Consider the following 20,027-nt stretch of genomic DNA (forward strand, 5'->3'; position numbering starts at 1 on the left):
TTATTATCTTCAGTATTTCAAACTACAGGGATATGCTTCCTTTTGCCAATATGCCTTACGGTGCCGCACCCGGATACTGCTTTCCGCTAACGGAGATCTGCATGTACACCCTGCTGCTTATTTGTGGTTGGCATGCCCTTAAAAAAGGTACAGCGAATATTGCATGGTTGCTGGGGGCATTATGTTTCGGATTGCTCCTGGAATATGTGAACGTAGCCACCAGCAGTGGTTATGTATACGGGCAGTTTTGGCTTATGCTGGGTAAGGCGCCTCATAATATTCCGTTTTGTATTGGCTGTGGCTGGGCAGTCATCATTTATTCGTCGCGTTTATTTACAGATAATTTCGGACTGCCGCTATGGGCGGCCGCTGCGTTGGATAGCCTGCTGGCTTTGAACATCGACGGAAGTATGGACGTAGTGGCCTATCGCCTGCATATGTGGCACTGGGATTGGGTGGGCAGGGGGTACCCTTCAGAAACACTTACGGGGCAGTGGTTTGGTGTGCCATACGCTAATTTCTATGGCTGGCTGCTGGTAGTATTTTTTTATTCGCTTTTTGGCCGGCTGCTGGAAAAAGTGGCGGTTACCCGGCTATGGAAAGCCGTGTTGCCTTTACTTTCCATTATCCTTTCACAGGCCGCCCTGTGGGTATCCTTGTTCCCATTGGCCGATTTACTGAAGCAGGCATTTGGCATCAGCAGCATGCACCGGCTTATTGCATTAATAATATTACTGGCGTTAATGGTAGTAACAGGCTTTGCCAGGAGAAATAAAATCAGTGATCATTATTTTCCGCTGGCAGCGTGGATTGTTCCATTATGGTTCCACGTGTATTTCCTGGTTTGGTTATTCCTGGGTGGGTTCTCCCGGGAAAATAGCTGGATGACGGCTTTCTCTTTGCTAAATGCAACAGTCGGTATACTGATTCATTTACCTATGCTGATAAAAAAGCGACCCATAACTATTTTAACGGAAACATGTTAATATTAATACCTTGTTTTACAGCTTAAATAACTTTTACTGGTGACAACACTGATCGGTTATCTAACAGGTGCTGAATGGCATATTTATATCAAAATAGGCAGTATTGTCTTACTGATCCTTATTTTCATTGGTTTGATTGCCACTATTCTGCTGGAAAACCGCAACCCCGTAAAGGCTATCGGTTACATCCTGGTGCTGGTGTTTATTCCGGTGGTTGGTTTGATTGTTTATTATTACCTGGGACGTGATCTGCGTAAAAGAAGAAGGTTTACCCTGAAAGGCAGTAAAGATGAGGTGTTATTTTCCAGGTACTGGGAGTCCCAGAAACCGCTGATAGAACAAATGCAGGTGGAGTTACGCCGACTGGCAGGAAATAAACAGGAGATTTCTGCCATGCTGCTCAATACCAGGCAGTCGATCCTCAGTAAAAATAACCGCGTACAACTACTGATTAATGGAGAAGAAAAATTCCCGGCCGTTTTCAGTGCGCTGCGTGCCGCGAAACACCATATTCATATCGAATACTACATGATTTCAGCGGATGATGTGGGTAATGAAGTGACAGACATCCTGATAGAAAAACTAAACCAGGGCGTACAGGTGCGCTTTCTGTATGATGATATGGGCAGCGACCGGATCGGGGATATTCCTGATCGCTTAAAAGCACATGGCGCCAGCGTATACCCTTTTTCCCCTGTGCTGGTAGATTTTTATCTGAACGCCAATTATAGAAATCACCGCAAAATTATTGTGGTAGACGGCAGGATTGGTTTTGTCGGCGGCATCAATCTCGATGAACGATACATCAACAACGGCAAGCATCCTGTTTTCTGGCGGGATACCCATCTGAAAATTGAAGGCGATGCCGTGAACATCCTGCAGCTGCAGTTTCTGATGAGTTACCGTTATTGCAGTAAAGAAGTATTTCCTTTTGCAGAGCCGTTCTTTCACCGGTCTGATCTCACGGGTACCTGTTTTGTAGATATTGTTGCCAGCGGCCCCGATTCAGAATGGCCGGTGGCTATGCAAAGTATCCTCATGGCTATTAACATTGCCAAGAGAAGGATCCGGATCACTAACCCTTATTTTATTCCCACAGAAGAACTGCTCACGGCGCTGCAAATGGCTTCCCTCGCCGGGAAAGACGTACAGCTGATATTACCGCTCAAAGGTGATTCCTATATTGTACAACATGCTGCCCTCTCCTACCTGAAACCATTGCTGGCTGCGGGTGTAAGAATATTCTTCTATACCCGTGGTTTTATTCATGCTAAAACGATGGTAATAGACGATAATCTTGCATGGGTAAGCTCCGTTAATTTCGACAACCGCAGCTTTTACCTGAATTGTGAAATAGGCGCTCTGATCTATGATAATGAGGTGGCTACCCGGCTTAATAAAGTGTTTGAAGAAGACCTTTTATATTCCGTTCCTGTACAGGAAACCCGATGGAACAGGCGCAATGTTGTAAAACGGTTTATGGACGCAGTATGTCGTCTTCTTACACCACTGTTATAAGCCCTAATCCTTGTCTTCTTCCAGGTCGAGGAACTCTCCGTTGTCTTCTTCCAGATCTTCGTGTCTGTCGCCTCCTATGCTGTAAATATTGTTTTCCTCATCTTCCTCCCCAATGGCTTCTGCTTCATCGTCCAGTTCTGCACCCGGAATATCGAGGTCATCTCCTACTTTATCCTGGCGCCAGGTTTCTTCCTGTTCATCGTTTTCCCTGGACCTCTTTTTATCCGGTGGCAATTCACTGTTTCTGCGGAAAGAGCCGGTTACCTCGTTGATATCCAGATCTACTTCTTTATCCCGGTTCTTTTTATTCATGATATCTTCGCTGGCAGGGTATTCCGGGTATCCCGGAAATTGATCTTCCTCTTTTTTTGGCAGTTGTTGGTCTTCCTTGTTGGTTTTATTTTTCTTGTTGCTCATAATCAAACCTTTTATTAAATACGAAAGCAGAAAATGCCGTGCCACATAAAGCAGCAGGCATTGTATCAGGAAGATAACAAAGCAGAAGAATGTTTGTTTACAGGATTGATCAGCGTTTTTTTCCTACCAGGTTTAACTGCAGCGATAAGCCGGCAGAGTACAGTTTCACCTGTCCCAATCCTACCCCATGCAGGGGAATTTTTGCATATGGTTGTACCCCAACAATTAATCTTCTTCCGGCGGGATGCTGATAAAGGGCGCCTACATTCAGGATAGCGAGATAATGCTGATTTTCATTTTCTACTGTTCGTTCCTTTTCAGGAGTGTATTTGTAGATATACTGATATTTTTCTTTCAGCATAATATAGTTGGAAATACCGAGTGTGGCGCTCACCGTATTATTTTTTACCTGTAAGAAGGTATAATTTATATTCACGGGTATATCGAGCACATCACAATTCGCATTCACTTTCACAAGATCATACGGATTGGTGTAGTTGGGATTTCTATAATCGCTGCTCGTAGCGCCGTATAATTTTTTACTGTATACTACTCCACTTGTAACAAACCAGTGCTTGTTAAAATAATAGTGCGCCAGTACGCCGGCATTAAAACCGATCTTTCCATAATTAAACGAAGGCGCAACATTCAGATCTGGTCCGAATGTTACACCGACATAAAGTCCTTTTGAGTTAATCTTTCGTCGTGCAACTTTTTTTTCCTGATCCGGTTGTACCTCAGTGTTTATAGGTATTTCACCGGGTCTTCCTATTTTCGTATATACGTTATAGTTATTAGCGCTCTTTGTTTTCAGCAAATCGAAAACGGAGTATTTTATAGCAGACTCATCACCATTATCATTGCCCGTTGTTTTTCCTGATTCAACAGGAATATCTGGTATCGTTCTTTTTTCCGGTATATATTGATCTGTTGTTTTATTTGCCTTCGGCAGATAGGTATCTGCTGGCGAAGAGGTTTGCTGGCGGCCGGTGTTTATGGCTGTCGCATTTGTTTTTGGCAGATGGATTCCTGATGGGGATACCGTTTGCTGTTGGGAGGAATTTCCTGTTGCGGTATTCGCATCAGGCTGTTGTTTTTCTAACGATGAATTACTTCCCTGATGTGTTTTAGTTGGCGCAGTTATTTCCCTTAAATGAGCCGCATTACTATCCGGAGTGGCCATGCGCAGCCCGTTTGTCGTAACAGAGTCCTGTTGTTGTGGGGAAGCTACTGTTGCACGTGAAACAGCTTTATCCGTAGCTGATGGTTGCATGATCCACCAGCCTAAGCCGCCCAGAACGGGCAATAATAACAGCCACCACCAGCCGGCCGGGCGTTTATTATTATCGCCTGCATCCAGCTTTGATTCCATTTTTTTCCAGGCATCCTGGTCAAAAGGAATATCAGCTTCATTTAGCTTGTTACGGATACTATTTTCAAACGCGTCATTCATTTTTGTATAAGGGCATATTTATGTCTATTCCATCAGTAGTACTCATGGATGCTTTAATAATTCTGTCTTTCAGTATTTTCTTTGCTTTGAATAAATTTGATTTGGAAGTTCCTTCTGAGATTCGCAACATACCTGCTATTTCCTGGTGTTGGAAGCCCTCCATCACATACAGATTGAAAACAGTTCTGTAAGCCGGAGGCAAAGCCTGAACATGCTTCAGCAATTCATCATAGGATAGTTTATCAATTATTTTTTCATCTGTTCCGGGTTCTGGTACCTGGTTGATATCATCCGTAAAAACCAGTTTCTTTTTACCTCTTAAAAAATCGATGGCAGTATTTACCATAATCTTTGCCAGCCATGTTTTAAATGGCCGGGAGGTATCAAATGTTTCAATGTGTTGGAATATTTTAAGGAATCCGTCATTCATGATTTCAACTGCCTCATCTCTGTTTTGTGCATATCGCAAACAAATGCTGAGTCCATATCCGAAAAAGTTCCGGTATAACGCTTCCTGACTGCTGCGTTCTTTTCTGCAGCAACCAGCAATCAGTTCATTAATATTATTCAGCTCATGCACAAAAATATTCTTGCCTGCTTTTTTGGTATTAGGTGCGTTATAATTTTCTTATCAGGAAATGATTGTTTAAATAAAACTCCAAACTGAAGATAGATACGCTTGGCAATCAAAAAAGGTTGCTTTCGCTACAAAAATAAACTTTTCCTCAAAAAATATGCGTTTTTAGCCCCTTTTATCCCCTCTTAGCCTTTTTTAACACTTACATCCACCTCATTAGAGATAATTAAAATTTACCCCATTTCTGAAGGTCGATTTTGCGGCATTTTTGCTATTTTTTTCTGTTTGTGCCCGTTAAAATAAAAAGCGGGTAGATTGTAAAAAACAACGTTACCCGCTTTTATAAAACTTTTTATTTTTTATCGTCCCATATATACCATCAGGATTTGTACATCACTTGGATTAACTCCACTTATACGACTTGCCTGACCTAAAGTATGCGGACGGATTTTATTAAATTTCTGTCTTGCTTCGTTTGACAAGGAAACCAGTTTAGCATAATCGAAATTGGAAGGTATTACGAGATCTTCCAATTGGCTCATTTTCTGAACCAGTTCATTTTCTTTTTCAATGTATACATCATACTTAATCTGGATTTCTGCCTGTTCCAGAATATCCTTACTAAATCCGGAGAGTGCCTCTCCGATTTTTTCCACCTGGTCTTTCATGGCAAAAATGTCGAGTCCGGGGCGTAACAAAATCTGATGTGCTTTTTGTTTCTGCGTTAACGGAGCAGAAGATTTCTCAGCCAGTAGTCCGCTGATTTCATCCGGCTCTACTGATAATTCTTTCAGGATACGTTTTATCTGTTCAACTCCTTGTCTTTTTTCCTGCACTTTCTGCATCCTTTCTTCAGACGCCAGTCCCATTTTATAGCTCCTTTCCGTTAAGCGGAGATCGGCATTGTCCTGGCGTAACAGGGTTCTGAATTCTGCCCTGGAGGTAAACATACGGTACGGCTCTTCGGTACCCTTATTGATCAGGTCATCTATCAGCACTCCAATATATGCTTCGCTCCTTTTCAATACAAAAGGCGCCTCTTCCCGGGCCTTCAGGTGTGCATTTATGCCCGCCATAATACCCTGGCATGCAGCTTCCTCATATCCGGTAGTACCGTTAATCTGGCCTGCAAAGAAGAGGTTTTGAACATGCTTTGTTTCCAGGGAAAACTGGAGCTGTGTTGGCGGAAAGAAATCGTATTCAATAGCATATCCGGGGCGGAACATCCGGCAGTTTTCAAACCCCGGTACCAGGCGAAGTGCTTTCATTTGCACATCTTCTGGTAAAGAGGTAGAGAACCCGTTTACATATATTTCCACGGTATCCCAACCTTCCGGTTCTACAAATAACTGGTGGCGTTCTCTTTCCGCGAAGCGGTTTATTTTATCTTCAATGCTTGGGCAGTACCGGGGTCCTGTTCCCTGAATACGTCCCTGGAACATAGGTGATCTGTCGAAACCTGTACGCAGCATTTCATGTACAGCATCGCTGGTATAAGTGATCCAGCAACTTCTTTGTTGCGCCGGTTTAATTTTTTCGACATCCAGGTAAGAGAATCCTACAATTTCTTCATCCCCCTTCTGTTCTTCCATTTTGGAATAATCGAGACTCCTTCCATCAATACGTGGAGGGGTACCTGTCTTTAAACGATCACTTTCAAAACCCAGGGAAACGAGTTGTTCTGTAATACCGGTAGCCGCTTTCTCTGCTACCCTGCCACCGCCAAATTGTTTATCCCCGATATGAATTACACCGTTGAGGAACGTTCCGTTGGTGAGTACTACCGCCTTCGCCTGAATTTCATGCCCTAATCCGGTGATAACACCGTGGCATCTTCCATCCTTCACTAAAAGGCCCTTTACCATATCCTGGTAAAAGTCAACATTCGGTGTTTTTTCCAGTGCTTCCCTCCATTTTGCAGCGAAAAGCATGCGGTCATTCTGTGTGCGGGGGCTCCACATTGCAGGACCTTTTGAACGGTTGAGCATACGGAACTGGATCATAGATTGATCCGTTACTATTCCGGAATATCCTCCGAGGGCATCTATCTCTCTTACAATTTGTCCTTTGGCAATACCACCCATAGCAGGGTTACAGCTCATTTGAGCTATGGTTTGCATATTCATGGTTACCAATAAAACTTTGGACCCCATATTGGCAGCAGCGGCAGCGGCCTCGCAACCTGCATGTCCTGCGCCTACAACAATTATATCGTATGATGGAAACATAATAACTTTAGAAAGTGCAAAATTACGTAGAAGTAAGGAGAATGTGGTTGCCAATGTGGAATGTTCCACGTGGAACATCGATAAGGAAGAATTAAGAGGCTCGCCTTTACAATGATTGTATATACTGTTCACCGGAGAAAGGATGTTCCACGTGGAACATTTATTATAAACTATCCTGACAAAAGTCTAATCCCTCTTTTTCTGACTTACGTGTTTCTTGAAATCAGAAAGCCGGCGGCATGTTAGCCAGGCGCTCTCAAAACTCACATTAAACACCAGAAAACAAGCTGGTAAATCTGATCCATTCATTGCCAATCAGTTTCCTTCATTAATCCCTTCCTACAAGCAATTTTCCTCAAGTACTTCCACTCACAGAAGTAAATAAATCGCCATTCTGATGCCTTTCATTTCTGACCAAGATTCTCCAAATAAAAATAATTCAGGTCACACAAGAAGGTGGTTCTTTTGAAGATCGTCATCTTCCCTTTTTATATACATCTACGTTTCTTCATTACAAGTACTAGATATTGTTTGGTGCCGCTTCGGGAACTGCACCCTAAATTTAGTCCTCGTCTCTATAAAGAGACGCAATTCCAAAGCCATAAATACCATTCAACTCTTTTTATTCTTCCGAGTATAACACACTATTCATCGATTCTCTTCCACGCGGAAAACAACTTCTTATAAAACTCTATTAATACCAGTTAATTTCTATTTCTTTAATGCTGGTTTCCTTAATCCAGGAACCCGTTTAATTAAGTCGTCCCTAAATGCGCATACGACAGCTCTCCCTTCTCATTTGTAGTACCCTAACATAAACACAGGTAAATACCAATCAAATCCCAAACACCGATATTTCGCAGGTATAAATATTTAGCGCATCAGGAAATACAAACCAGGAGGACACCGCATAAACATTCTCTACCTTCTAAAGAGCCATGTGTATCTTCTCCAAACTAAATCTATATAGAAAACAGATTATCAGATGCCTCAAGGTTAGATATAGACGGGGTGAAGGAAAATGCAGTTACACCTCTTCGACACAGAAGTGTTTTTGTAACCATCCTGTAGAGGCAATCAATCACATCGTATCTCTTTAAAGGGATGCCCTCTAAAAAGGCTATTCCTTTAATTGCACAAACAAATCCCCTTTGTTAATCACCTGATAGAAAATAAAGATTGAGCTTTGTTACCATCAATTAAAGATTATCTAATCATACAGGATCAACACGCGTACTGGCATGCGCAATAAACCGCTACAAGATTAAAAACAGCCAATCCTCGTTAAACAGGAAAAATATTCAAAGGCAGTCCAGGAAAATACCACCCCTTAAAAAGAGTATAAATGTTCCACGTGGAACATTTATACCCAAAATAAGCTCCTATCTTTTAAATCCTTTTCGTGCAGATGCTCCCAATATATTCATCGGGATAATAAGGTCCTAAAACCTGATATGTACTATAAAACAGGTCTCTGTCGAGAGGTGATTAAATTCTTTCGAATGCCCAAACAATGGTTACATAATTCTGGGCTTCCCACCACCTTACACCCAAATTACGCGTTTTCATAAGGGGCATAGTGTATGGGGAGTGTATGCCAAGTGTATTGTGAGTGTATTGTGAGTGTATTGTGAGTGTATTATGAGTGTATTATGAGTGTATAGGGACTGTATGGTAAGTGTATTGTGAGAGTATGGGGACTGTATAGGAACTATATAGGGACAGTATAGGGAGTACAACGCATATACGAGTCCTAAGTATCGGACAAGTATGTGAGAAGTATCCGAGAAGTAACAATAGTGTATCCAGGATATAAATTCAATCTGTAATCACCTCGTCTTTTAGATCAACTATCCCTAAATAAGAAATGTTCCACGTGGAACATCCTCAGGCTATTTTATTACCAAAATACTTTACCAGGTATTCATCTTCCTTACTTCTCATCAGGGCGGCATCCTTTTTACTTTTGTCTTTGAAACCGCATAAATGCAATGCGCCGTGAAAAATAACCCTGTGCAGCTCCTGTGCTACGGGCACCTTAAATTTGTCTGCATTCTCCAACACCCTATCCACGCTAATATATATTTCACCCTCCGTAATGGCCGGATCCTCTCCCATCTCAAAAGTTACGATATCCGTATACGTGTCGTGTTGCAAAAACTGCTTATTAATCTCCAGTAGGTAAGCATCCGAACAGAAAACATAATGTAAACTCCGTAAACCCTGCCCTTCTGCGGAGAAAAGATCACTTAGAAACAATTTCAACTTCCTCTTTTCCTTTAAATAATCCTTCACCTCATGCGATGTAAACTGAATAGCCATCTATAATCAAAAAATTTATGTGGATGTAAAAGTAAAGTGAAATTTTGGATTGGCTGACCTTTCTTTTTGCATATTGGCTATACAGCGGTAACTTTGCTTATCATTCATAAGTATGCATCCCCATTGTGCTGGTACAAAGTTTAAACAGATTAACAAGCAGGAAATGAAAAAAGGCATTATAAAACTATCGTCCCTCTCAACAGGAAAAAGTGCGGTAATTATAGAATTTGCGAAAGACGATCTTCATATTAAACTGATGGAAATGGGCTGCGTACCAGGTGAAACAGTAAAAATTGAAAAAATTGCTCCCTTAGGAGATCCAATTTCAATTATGGTGGCCGGCTATAACTTGTCACTTAGAAAAACAGAAGCAGACCATATTTGGGTAGAGGAAATTTAGTTTTCCTCTATTTTTTTATCCCCAAAAACCAAGAAAATTTTATAAAAAAGAGCGTTTTTTCCGAAAAAACACACTTTTAACCCCACTTTTCCACATACTTCCGGGATTTTTAGTCCTTTCAAAAGAAATTTTGGCCGGATCACCTCACTTATCAACAAATCTTTCAAACCATCTTTCTTCATATTTCCAGGAGCATCATTTGGTGCTTTTTACCCCGATTTGTTAACAAATTTTCCTTTTTTTTCTCCTTTTTCTCATTTCTTTTGCCAAATTTTCAATAAAGCCCCCTCTTCCGGCATTCACTTTTCCAATAAATTCCATCTTAAAACCTAGAAATTTGAATGCATTAAGAATGGATTTCTCTGAATTTTTCCAGCATTCACCCGCAGAATCTAAGAAAATATAAATCTCAGCGCCCTGGCAAAGCGCTTACAATTCAACACAAGCATACATTTATCCGGCATAGCAAAAAATGTCCGATTCTCAGCGCATACCCAGTGACCTGAGCATCCAGCCGCTCAAGAAAAACAGGATGTCTCCGGGAAAAATAAAAAAATTCAATTGTCAGCGCCTTCGTCAGCCGCTGAGGTATGCCCAAAAAACTGATCCCAGGATAAATCCGCGAACCTTTCTGAATATTCAATTCTCAGGGCCTTGCTTATACGCTGACAATCGTCTGAAAATATTTTCTCTGTATTTCAAAAGTGGAAAGTTAAATATTCAATTCTCAGGGCACTAACAGTACCACCAGGTTGCCGTATAATTCAGGAAAGCAGGAACTACTGCACAGCGAAATCAAATATTCAATTCTCAGCGCATTGACAACGCGCTGAGAATTGAACGAAATCCGGCCCATCCGGGGTAACCCAATCAACACTTCATTCTCAGCAAACTACAAGTCAGCTGAGAATTGGATGAAACTTAAAATCCCGGGGTAACCCCAGCAAAAAGAGAAATATTCAATCCTCATAGCCTTCTTTAAAAATCAAATGGTTGCTCAGTTGGAAAGCTCCCATTTGCCCCAAAAAAGATGGATAAAGATCTCCAAACAACTCCGAAAAGAAGCCTCTAAAAGAGGAGAGAAAAGCCTTCGTTAAATTATTTGTGAAAAAAATTAAAGGCTTGAGAATGTAACGAAAATGGAAAGCATGGGGAAACCCCATCACTATAGGAAATATTGAATTGTCAATGCCTTTAAAAAATAACAACCGAGAGTTCCCTGAAAGAAAATTCCGCACGCTATTGCGTGATAAAAAAGAAATATCACATCCTCAGCCCAATATCAGTGCGCTGAGAATTAAATATTCTTCTAAATCCTTCACTTACCCAATGCCGATTATTTTTTTTCAATTCTCAGGGCACTAAAAAACAATTTCAAAGGGTTTCTAACATCAAAAAATATTGCGTTGCATTGGCTTTTACGAAGAATGGTACAGCTACATCATGGATATGAGTTTCTCATAGCCTTCATAACGCGCTGAGAATTAATTGATTCGTACCTAAATACGAAGGCCGTGAGAATATTAAATTCTCACGGCCTTCCGCAAACTATTAACTTCCTATATGTAAAAAGTAAAATCTAAATAACTATGTAAATCAACTAGTTATATTAAAGTCCAGCCTGTGCACTAATTTCCAGCATGCGTTCAATTGGCCTTTTAGCGGCTATTCTCAGGCTTTCTTCCATTGTAATTTCCGGCTGTTCGTACTCCATACACAAATACAATTTTTCAAGCGTATTCAATTTCATGTGCGGACAGTCGTTACAAGCACACGCATTATTGGGTGGAGCGGGAATAAATGTTTTACCGGGATTCTCTTTCTGCATCTGGTGCAGTATGCCGGTTTCAGTAACAACGATATATTCCTGCGCATCATCCTTTTGACTAAACTTCAGTAAACCAGTGGTGGATCCGATATAGTCCGCGATGGCCAGAACCGCCGGTTCGCATTCCGGGTGGGCAATCACTTTGGCTTTGGGATGACGAATCTTCAGCTTTGTAATCTTTTCCAGGGAGAAAATCTCGTGCACCATACAGGCGCCATTCCATAAAACCATGTCTCTACCCGTTTTTTTGATCAGATAGGCCCCTAAATTCCGGTCGGGGGCAAATATGATCGGCTGGTTGCGGGGAACGCTTTCGATGATTTTCTCGGCATTGGAGCTCGTGCAGATGATATCGCTGAGCGCCTTGATACCCGCAGAGCAGTTGATATACGAAATCACGATATGGTCAGGGTAACGGTCCCGGAACTTCTTAAACAGCTCCGGAGGGGCACTGTCGGCCAAGGAACAACCTGCCTTCAGGTCGGGTAACAGCACTTTCTTCTGGGGACTGAGAATTTTTGCGGTTTCAGCCATAAAATGTACACCGGCAAAAACAATCATGTCCGCATCTGTTTTGGCAGCCTGCTGACTGAGTCCCAAACTGTCTCCGATGTAATCTGCGATATCCTGGATATCCGGTTCCTGGTAATAGTGCGCCAGGACGATAGCGTTTTTCTTCTTTTTCAAATTTTCTATCGCTTCAAACAAATCCAGGGAGGGATCGACTGATATATCCAAAAATCCGTTGCGTTGCAAATTTTTTTTCGCGTCAGCGATTTCCATAATCATAGCTATATACTTCTTTAAATATTTAAAAGAAAAGCCCACTACTATTAGGGCTGTGAATATGTGGAAATTTAATTTCCGGCTCACGTACAAATGTAGTTGTTATTCCTTTTTATTACGCTTTCCACACGAAATTAACATGCCATTTCCGCGCCAATACTGGCTTTTCCTACTTTCATCCACATACGTGGATATCCTCCCCGGTGAAAATCTTTTTCGTCAACTGTGTATTAGGAAAATGTTAAAAGAAGGCGTTTGCTATCCACATTTCCTCGCTCTGATTTTTAAGGGTAAATTTAACCACAATAACAAAATTAGTTTTACCTGTGAGCAGAGGCACCTTTTCCCACCTTATTTTGCGTTTTACAGGGGGTTTTACACATCAATTGTGGAAAAGAAACTCTTGGAGATGAAAAATGGTCAAAATACATACAGGCTTAAATTAGCCCTGTTTTATTCACAATTTTATGTGGATTAGAGAATCCGCTTTTTTCACATTTGTGAATAACCTTTTTTTAGATTTTGACACTTAATTTAGGCGAAATAGCTGCTGTAATCAACGTTTAAAAATATTTAGCCCTTGAAAAAGAAGAGGTTGTTAATAAGCCCGTCATGTGGAAAACCTGTGAATGTTACATAGTCCACAAAAGTGTTATAAGCACCTGAAACCCTTTACTGTATTGAGTTTTAGAGCAAAAAATACTCTTTTGCAGTTACAGTTTATTTATTCTATTTTTGCTATCCTTAAAAATGTAGACTATATAATATATGTCAGTAATTCAGAAAATCAGGGACAAGTACGCCGTCATGATCGTTGTAGTGATTTGCCTGGCTATTGTTAGTTTCCTGTTGCAGGATGCCTTTTTTGGCAAAAGTTCTCTATCCCGTCGCGATACCAGCGTGGGTAAAGTAAATGGTGAAGATCTCGATTTAGCAGAGTATCAACGTCGTATTCAGGACGCAGAAAACAACGCGCGTCAGCAAATGCCTAATATTGACGAACAAACACGTCAGTATATCCGCGAACAGGTTTGGAACGAGTTTCTGAATGAACAAATTATGCAGGCTCAATACAAAACATTGGGTATCGACGTAACTGAGGCAGAAGTTGTAGACCAAATCAAAGGTAAAAACCCCAACCCGGTAGTTGTGCAACAATTTACCCGCGATGGCCAGTTTGACCGCAATGCTTTGCAACAGGCTATTTCACAGGCAGGCAGTAACCCGCAGATCCGCGAAGGTTTACACCAGCTGGAAAGCTATATTGCCAAATACCAGGAGCGTTTGAAATATGTAACCCTTGTTAAACAAGGTATCTACTATCCAAAATGGCTGGCAGAACAACAACAGAAAGATAACAGCCAAACAGCAACTGTATCTTATGTAAGCGTTCCTTATGCTACCATTGCCGATTCCACTATTAAAGTAACAGACGCGGAACTTGATCGCTTTATCCAGGATCACAAGCAACTGTTTAAAGTAGAAGAATCCCGTAAAATTGAATATGTATCCTTTGATGCGATCCCTTCTGCCGCCGATTCAGCTGCTGCTATCCAGCAGATCATGGCAATGAAGCTGGAACTGGATACTACAAAGGATAACATCGCCGGTTTTATTAACCGTAATTCAGATATTAAATATTACGACGGATATATTTCCAGGAACGAAGCGAAAGTTCCTATGAAAGATTCTATCGTGAATCTGCCTGTGGGAACCGTTTTCGGACCATACTACGATAATAACCTGATCGTTTTTGCGAAAATGGTGGATCGTAAGAATATGCCGGATAGCGTGAAAGTTCGCCACATCCTCATCGCTTCCGGCGCTCAGGGTGGTTTACCGGACTCTATTGCTAAAAAACGTGCAGATAGCCTCGAGCTGGCCGTAAAAGGCGGCGCCGATTTCAAAGCACTGGTTAATCAGTTTTCTGATGATCCGGGTAGCAAACAAACCGGTGGTGAATATGAACTGACTCCATCTTCCCAATTTGTTCCTGAATTCAAAGACTTCGCTTTCGATGGTTCAAAAGGCCAGGTAAAAGTGGTAAAGACGCAGTTTGGTTACCACGTTATGGAAATACTGGATCAGAAAAATATTGGTCCGGCTATTAAGGTAGCTTATCTCGGTAAGTCTGTAGAAGCCAGCAAAGAAACTAATAACAACGCATTTAGTGCTGCGAGCGGTTTTGCCGGTAAAAGCGGTAATGCTGCAGCTTTTGAAAAAACAGTACAACAGGAAAAGCTGAATAAAAGAATCGCTGATAATGTGCGTCCAATGGATTTCGTGATCCCCGGTATTGGACAATCACGTGAACTGGTGCGCTGGGCTTACGAATCCAAACAAGGTGATGTAAGCAAAGTATTTACCTTCGATGATAAATACGTAGTGGCCGTTTTAACCAATGTACGTAAAGAAGGTACTGCTCCGCTTGCAGATGTTAGGCCTCAGGTAGAAGCTGAAGTTAAGAAACATAAGAAAGCAGAACAGATTATGGCTAAACTGCAAACTCCGGCTTCACTGGATGCTGCAGCAAAAGCAACCAACCAACCGGTGCTGAACGCAGAAGGCGTTTCTTTCGCTACTCCGTTCATCGCTTCCCTGGGCTTTGAGCCACGTGTTGCTGGCGCATCTTTCAATAAGAAATGGGGTACTGCAACCGTATCTGCTCCAATTGAAGGAAATGCAGGTGTATATGTGATTAAGGTAGATAGCTTCCAGCCGTCTGCTCAACCAGCTCAGGATATCGCTTCCCAGCAGGCTGCTTACGAACAGGGTGTTAAATCCATGTTGGATCAGCAACTGTTTGAAGTGTTGAAAAAGAAAAGCGATGTGAAGGATACCCGTGGTAAATTCTTCTAAACCACTACATTTTTTACTGACATAAGAAAAAGGGAAGCAGGAGTGCTTCCCTTTTTTATTTCCCTTCCTCCTGCCTTTCACCCCTTATTCCTATTCCTGCGCCGATATTCGTAAATTTGTATTCTTAAATAGGGATAAAATGGAAGAAATCATAAATAAAGTAGCGCAGAGTGGACTGGAAACCATTGATCTGGAACAATTTTACCCAAAGGGGGAAATTGTTGTTTTTGATATGAAGGATTACCTGTTTATGGGACTCATTCTGAAAGAAAAGGATTTCCGGGCAGCTATGCAATCGCACGACTGGGAGCAGTACCGTGGAAAAAATGTGGGGTTAGTATGTTCTGCAGATGCCGTTATTCCTTTATGGGCTTATATGCTGGTAATGACCAACCTGGAACCGGTAGCGGCCTATGCTGCTTTCGGTGATGCTGAATTTATACACAACACATTGTACCTCAGGAATCTGGCGGAAATTGACCTCTCCGCTTTTGCTGACAAAAGGATTGTTATTAAAGGATGTGGCGACAAACGGGTGGGAGAAATTGCCTATGCGGAAATTACCCGCCTGCTACGCCCGGTGGTAAAGAGTATTATGTATGGAGAGCCCTGCTCTACTGTACCCGTATATAAGAAGAAGGGCTAAAACCAGCCTCTTTTCCGGAATATCATTATCATCAGTACCAATAATATGCCCATGCCTCCCAGGGTATAATAATAACCGTTGGCAGATGCCAGTTCGGGCATGTTGTGAAAATTCATTCCATATATACCAGCGAGCAGTGTTGGCGGCGCCATTAACGTAGTAACCACCGCCAACACTTTCATGATTTCATTCATTTTCAGGTTCAGCTGGGTATGATACATCTCCTGTAAATTCAGCACCATATCCCGGTAGTTATCTGCCAGATCATTACATTGAATGATGTGATCGTATACATCCTTGTAGTATTTAGTCACTTTATCATCCAGCAGATCGCTTTCACTTTTCAGAAAACCGTTCACCAGTTCCCTTACCGGTGCAATAGCCCGTTTGAACAGGAAAACCTGGCGGCGTAAATAATTAATCCGCGCCAGCGTACGGGTATTGGGCTGATGTTGAACCAGGTCTTCCATCATTTCAATCCTTTCCCCCAGTTTGTCCATTACGATGAAATAGTTATCGACAATTACATCCAGTAATGAATAACAGAGATAATCCGCGCCACCGTTGCGGATCCTGGATCCTGCTATTAAAAGTTTAGCCCGTACCGGATCAAATACATCCCGTGCGGGATCTTCCTGGAAAGAGATTACGAAGTTTCTGCCGAGTACAATACTCACCTGCTCCAGATCAATAGAAGAAGTTTCGCTGTTGAAATAAATCATTGGAAGTAAACAAAACATCCGGTCATTGATTTCATCCATTTTTGCCCGCTGCCCTATACTCAGAATATCATCTTCCAATAATGGGTGGATTATAAACTGTTCACATACGGCATGCACCTCTTCTTTCCTGATACCATCAATGTTGATCCAGCTTAATTGCGGAGCGGTTGCGTACTTGAAGGTTTCTTCTATTTTATTCAGCACCAGCTCTGAGCAAAGACTGATATTATAATCAAAAACGGTGATCTTGGTCTCTGCCGCCGGCTTGCGGGTGGTTATTCCTTCCGCCGGATTATAGTTCATGATGCGTTGCTTCTTCACCTTGAATGGGTTTAGTACTTGTACTACGCCGGGAATAGGCAATTTATTTTTGAAGGCCATATGTGCTGATGTTACCAGGATTGATTACCGAATTTAAAGTAAAAATCGGTCAGAATACCTGCTATGTATTAATAATTATACCTGTTGGAGGAAAGTTGTTTAGCCCCGGCTTTTGCCGGAAACGAGTCGCGTAAGGCTGAAAATAAATGCGTAACTTAAATCCTATGGGGTATGTGGACTAATTGTCTGGGCCTGGTAACGGATTATTTTTTTGAGAGATAAAAAAGGAATCGCCCGGCATTGTTACAGCCGGGCGACAAGGATTAAATATGATGAATTGTGTAATTGCTTAGAACCTGGGCAGCTCAATAACCGGAGGAGTACCGGTGGCAGGACGTTCAAACAAATCGCCATACTGCGCATTGGCAGGTTTAAAGCCGCTGTTCCATAAGTAGAACCATCCGTTTTCGGAACCGCCGCCATAGTCGAGCCTGTCTTTTGCTTTAGCGGTAGCATCATTGGAGAATTTTGCTTTGGTAAGCTCTATCCATTCGCCGGTATTGGTTTTGATCCAATGGTTACCGAAGTATCCCTTGCGGCCGAGGTGACCATTTTCAAAAGAGAAGTTTTCCAGGAAAGAATAAAGATGTCCCATATACTTCCCGTCTTTAGGGGCTCTGAAGCTGGCAATCAGTTTCCACTCTTTGTGTTCAGGAACATAAAAATAGGCAGTGTAAGTAGTGGTATTGCCTGTTGGTACACTGTGCATCAGGAAACGATAAGTATCTCCGGCTTTCCAGTTGTATACCCAATGGCTATGCCCACCGGTGCCTTCGCCGCCAAACCCGCTGGCGTCCACACTATCTCCTTTTGCCAGCATCACCACCTGGTCTTCATACTTTACTTTGCTGCGCTCCTGCGGTTCCCCGCCAGCATCCCATACGGAAAAAATAATCCTTCTTTCGGTAGGAGAATTTACCTGCATGCCGAAGTAACCCCTGTGAAATCCGCAGGACATGAAATAAGTGCCCAGTTTATCTTCTCCTTCCGGCACTTTAATTTCTCCATAAAACCACTCTACATTTTTACCTTCCGGAACAGGATAGTTTAAATGTACAGAAGCCGCACGGCGCCAGGGTTTGGCGTTGTACTGAATATCTTTGACAGCCGTGCCGGAGAGGGTTACATTTTTTACATCTGCATATACATTTCCTTTCCTCTCCACTCCTTTTAATGATACACAATAGAAGCCTGCTTTTTTAATAGTTGTTTGTAAGGCAGGAATATTTACGAAATCAGTATTGGAAGGAATGCTAACTATTTTTTCTGTACCATTTACCGAAACAGATACTTTGCTTTCGGCATCGGCTTTCGCTGATAGTGATACTTTGAGCGAGCCGGGAGTGGCTACATGAAAATAGAAATTAACGGTGTTGCTGTTATCCGTCCAGTGTACAACGCCGTGGCGTTCACTGATCTCTACATGTTCTTCTACCGGATCGGCATAGGCGGCAAAGCCGGGCAGCTCAGCCACCCGCGCCTGTGCAAAGGCGTTGTTTACAGCAAAGCCAATAGCCAGCGATGCTGCAAGGAGTGTTTTCTTGTTCATTGTTCTTAATTGTATGTCAACAAATAAAGCAGCATCTGTTTCCAAATGCAATTTTGCGGGGAAAAAATTACAATCGAATGAGATTCCCATACAATCAACGGTATGTGCATTAATTTATACAGGGCAGAAACGTACTGATCTTGTGGGAAGTACTGTGCGCGTAAGGGAAGACAAAGGGAATTGTTTTTGTGGTAGATAAGTATGCTGCCGCGGTATTTATCTGCCGGAGGCAGGATATTTCCAAAAACTATATAAAACATTATTTTATGGAAAACCAATTAAAAGATAAGAAGGTAGCTATTTTAGTAGCAAATGGATTTGAAGAAGTAGAACTGACAAAGCCCCTGGAAGCGTTGAAGAATGCAGGCGCTACAGTAGATATTGTTTCCCCGGAAGGAAAAACCGTTCGCGCCTGGGCAGAAAAAAACTGGGGGAAAGACTACCCGGTAGACAAGGATATAAAAGATGTGGTGGCATCTTCCTATGATGCGCTGGTATTGCCGGGAGGCGTAATAAATCCGGATCGTTTGCGCACCAACGACCGCGTAGTTGCTTTTGTTACCGGTTTCTTCGACGAAAGCAAACCTATAGCGGCCATTTGTCATGGTCCGTGGACATTGATTGAAACCGATGAACTTGATGGCCGGAGGGTGACGTCTTATCCATCGTTAAAAACGGATCTTGAAAATGCAGGCGCTTTATGGGTGGATGAAGAAGTGGTGACCGATAAAGGGTTGGTTACCAGCCGGACACCAAAGGATTTGCCGGCGTTTTGCAAGAAAATGATTGAAGAAATTGCCGAAGGCCCGCACGATCAGCGAGGCAATGAAGCACGTAAAAGAGGAGTACATCAATTAGGATAATTACCACATACAGGAGTGAGGCACCTCACTCCTGCCTTTTATTTCTTTTTCTTCTTTTTGTATTTCACTTCCACATTGGCAACACCCGTATTCAGCATGCCTATTTTGGAGGCTGCTTTATGTGAAAGATCAATAATCCGCCCCGGTACAAACGGCCCCCGGTCGTTGATACGGACCTTTACACTTTTTCCGTTGGCAACATTAGTAACGGTAACGCGAGTACCGAAAGGTAGCGTTTTATGTGCGGCCGTAAGCGACCGCTGGTGGAAGGTTTCACCGCTTGCGGTACGTTTTCCATCGAAAGAGTTGGCGTAATAGGAAGCTTTTCCGGTTTCGGTAATTTTCCGGCTACAGGAAGAGGCGCCTGTCATTATCAGGATAATGAACAGCAATACCCAATTGCGTTGTAAGGGTGCAGGGATACACATGGCGGATAGCGATTTAGACAATGACCTAAAAATAAGTCAATTTTCCGAGGCTTTCAGTGACCGG

At 42.3% G+C, this 20,027-nt stretch carries 16 protein-coding genes; 6 read left to right on the forward strand and 10 right to left on the reverse strand.

All coding sequences use genetic code 11. The features are described from left to right. Positions 1-32: 32 nt before the first annotated feature. On the forward strand, positions 33-986 hold the full coding sequence (locus PV783_RS03120) for a carotenoid biosynthesis protein (RefSeq protein ID WP_420987076.1): 954 nt from the start codon (positions 33-35) through the stop codon (positions 984-986). 39 nt (positions 987-1,025) lie between these two features. Further along, on the forward strand, positions 1,026-2,504 hold the full coding sequence (gene cls, locus PV783_RS03125) for a cardiolipin synthase (RefSeq protein WP_336387642.1): 1,479 nt from the start codon (positions 1,026-1,028) through the stop codon (positions 2,502-2,504). A gap of 3 nt (positions 2,505-2,507) precedes the next feature. On the opposite strand, the gene PV783_RS03130 is transcribed toward cls, so the two are convergent. The 5 genes from PV783_RS03130 to ybeY all read right to left on the reverse strand — a co-directional run bounded on the left by PV783_RS03130 (position 2,508) and on the right by ybeY (position 9,501). Then, on the reverse strand, positions 2,508-2,921 hold the full coding sequence (locus PV783_RS03130) for a hypothetical protein (RefSeq protein WP_079471483.1): 414 nt from the start codon (positions 2,919-2,921) through the stop codon (positions 2,508-2,510). Positions 2,922-3,030: 109 nt separating this feature from the next. After that, entirely contained in the window at positions 3,031-4,374 is a 1,344-nt protein-coding gene (locus tag PV783_RS03135) for an outer membrane beta-barrel protein (RefSeq protein ID WP_420987077.1), read from the reverse strand. After that, positions 4,367-4,954, reverse strand: a complete 588-nt coding sequence (locus PV783_RS03140; RefSeq protein ID WP_079471485.1) for an RNA polymerase sigma factor — start codon at positions 4,952-4,954, stop codon at positions 4,367-4,369. The genes PV783_RS03135 and PV783_RS03140 overlap by 8 nt, the downstream gene beginning before the upstream one ends. Positions 4,955-5,310: 356 nt before the next feature. Beyond that, entirely contained in the window at positions 5,311-7,179 is a 1,869-nt protein-coding gene (mnmG, locus tag PV783_RS03145; protein ID WP_420987078.1) for a tRNA uridine-5-carboxymethylaminomethyl(34) synthesis enzyme MnmG, read from the reverse strand. Between the two features lie 1,887 nt (positions 7,180-9,066). Beyond that, complete coding sequence (gene ybeY, locus PV783_RS03150) at positions 9,067-9,501, reverse strand: rRNA maturation RNase YbeY (RefSeq protein ID WP_420987079.1); 435 nt, start codon at positions 9,499-9,501, stop codon at positions 9,067-9,069. Between the two features lie 163 nt (positions 9,502-9,664). On the opposite strand from ybeY, the gene PV783_RS03155 reads away from it, so the two are divergent. Continuing rightward, entirely contained in the window at positions 9,665-9,901 is a 237-nt protein-coding gene (locus tag PV783_RS03155; RefSeq protein WP_079471780.1) for a FeoA family protein, read from the forward strand. Here PV783_RS03155 and PV783_RS03160 read toward each other — a convergent pair. Together PV783_RS03160 and nadA are read right to left on the reverse strand one after the other, a co-directional pair. Beyond that, positions 9,898-10,083 (reverse strand): hypothetical protein, encoded by a 186-nt coding sequence (locus PV783_RS03160; protein WP_420987080.1) that lies wholly within the window; start codon positions 10,081-10,083, stop codon positions 9,898-9,900. The genes PV783_RS03155 and PV783_RS03160 overlap by 4 nt on opposite strands. Positions 10,084-11,510: 1,427 nt before the next feature. Continuing rightward, positions 11,511-12,512 (reverse strand): quinolinate synthase NadA, encoded by a 1,002-nt coding sequence (nadA, locus tag PV783_RS03165; protein WP_420987081.1) that lies wholly within the window; start codon positions 12,510-12,512, stop codon positions 11,511-11,513. A 771-nt stretch (positions 12,513-13,283) separates the two neighbouring features. On the opposite strand from nadA, the gene PV783_RS03170 reads away from it, so the two are divergent. Beyond that, positions 13,284-15,374, forward strand: a complete 2,091-nt coding sequence (locus tag PV783_RS03170) for a SurA N-terminal domain-containing protein (protein ID WP_111577209.1) — start codon at positions 13,284-13,286, stop codon at positions 15,372-15,374. A 139-nt stretch (positions 15,375-15,513) separates the two neighbouring features. Further along, entirely contained in the window at positions 15,514-16,020 is a 507-nt protein-coding gene (locus PV783_RS03175) for a DUF2480 family protein (RefSeq protein ID WP_420987082.1), read from the forward strand. Here the strand turns inward: PV783_RS03175 and corA are convergent. Next, positions 16,017-17,123, reverse strand: coding sequence for a magnesium/cobalt transporter CorA (gene corA, locus PV783_RS03180; protein ID WP_420987083.1), 1,107 nt, complete (start codon positions 17,121-17,123; stop codon positions 16,017-16,019). The genes PV783_RS03175 and corA overlap by 4 nt on opposite strands. A gap of 289 nt (positions 17,124-17,412) precedes the next feature. After that, positions 17,413-18,672, reverse strand: a complete 1,260-nt coding sequence (locus PV783_RS03185; RefSeq protein WP_420987084.1) for a DUF3472 domain-containing protein — start codon at positions 18,670-18,672, stop codon at positions 17,413-17,415. A 266-nt stretch (positions 18,673-18,938) separates the two neighbouring features. Between PV783_RS03185 and PV783_RS03190 the strand changes: the two genes are divergently transcribed. Then, positions 18,939-19,535, forward strand: a complete 597-nt coding sequence (locus PV783_RS03190; RefSeq protein ID WP_420987085.1) for a type 1 glutamine amidotransferase domain-containing protein — start codon at positions 18,939-18,941, stop codon at positions 19,533-19,535. A 38-nt stretch (positions 19,536-19,573) separates the two neighbouring features. On the opposite strand, the gene PV783_RS03195 is transcribed toward PV783_RS03190, so the two are convergent. Continuing rightward, positions 19,574-19,963 (reverse strand): septal ring lytic transglycosylase RlpA family protein, encoded by a 390-nt coding sequence (locus tag PV783_RS03195; protein ID WP_227024447.1) that lies wholly within the window; start codon positions 19,961-19,963, stop codon positions 19,574-19,576. Positions 19,964-20,027: the final 64 nt, after the last annotated feature.

The organism is Chitinophaga sp. CC14 (assembly GCF_048957795.1).
In the GTDB taxonomy this organism is placed as follows: Bacteria; Bacteroidota; Bacteroidia; order Chitinophagales; family Chitinophagaceae; genus Chitinophaga; species Chitinophaga ginsengisegetis.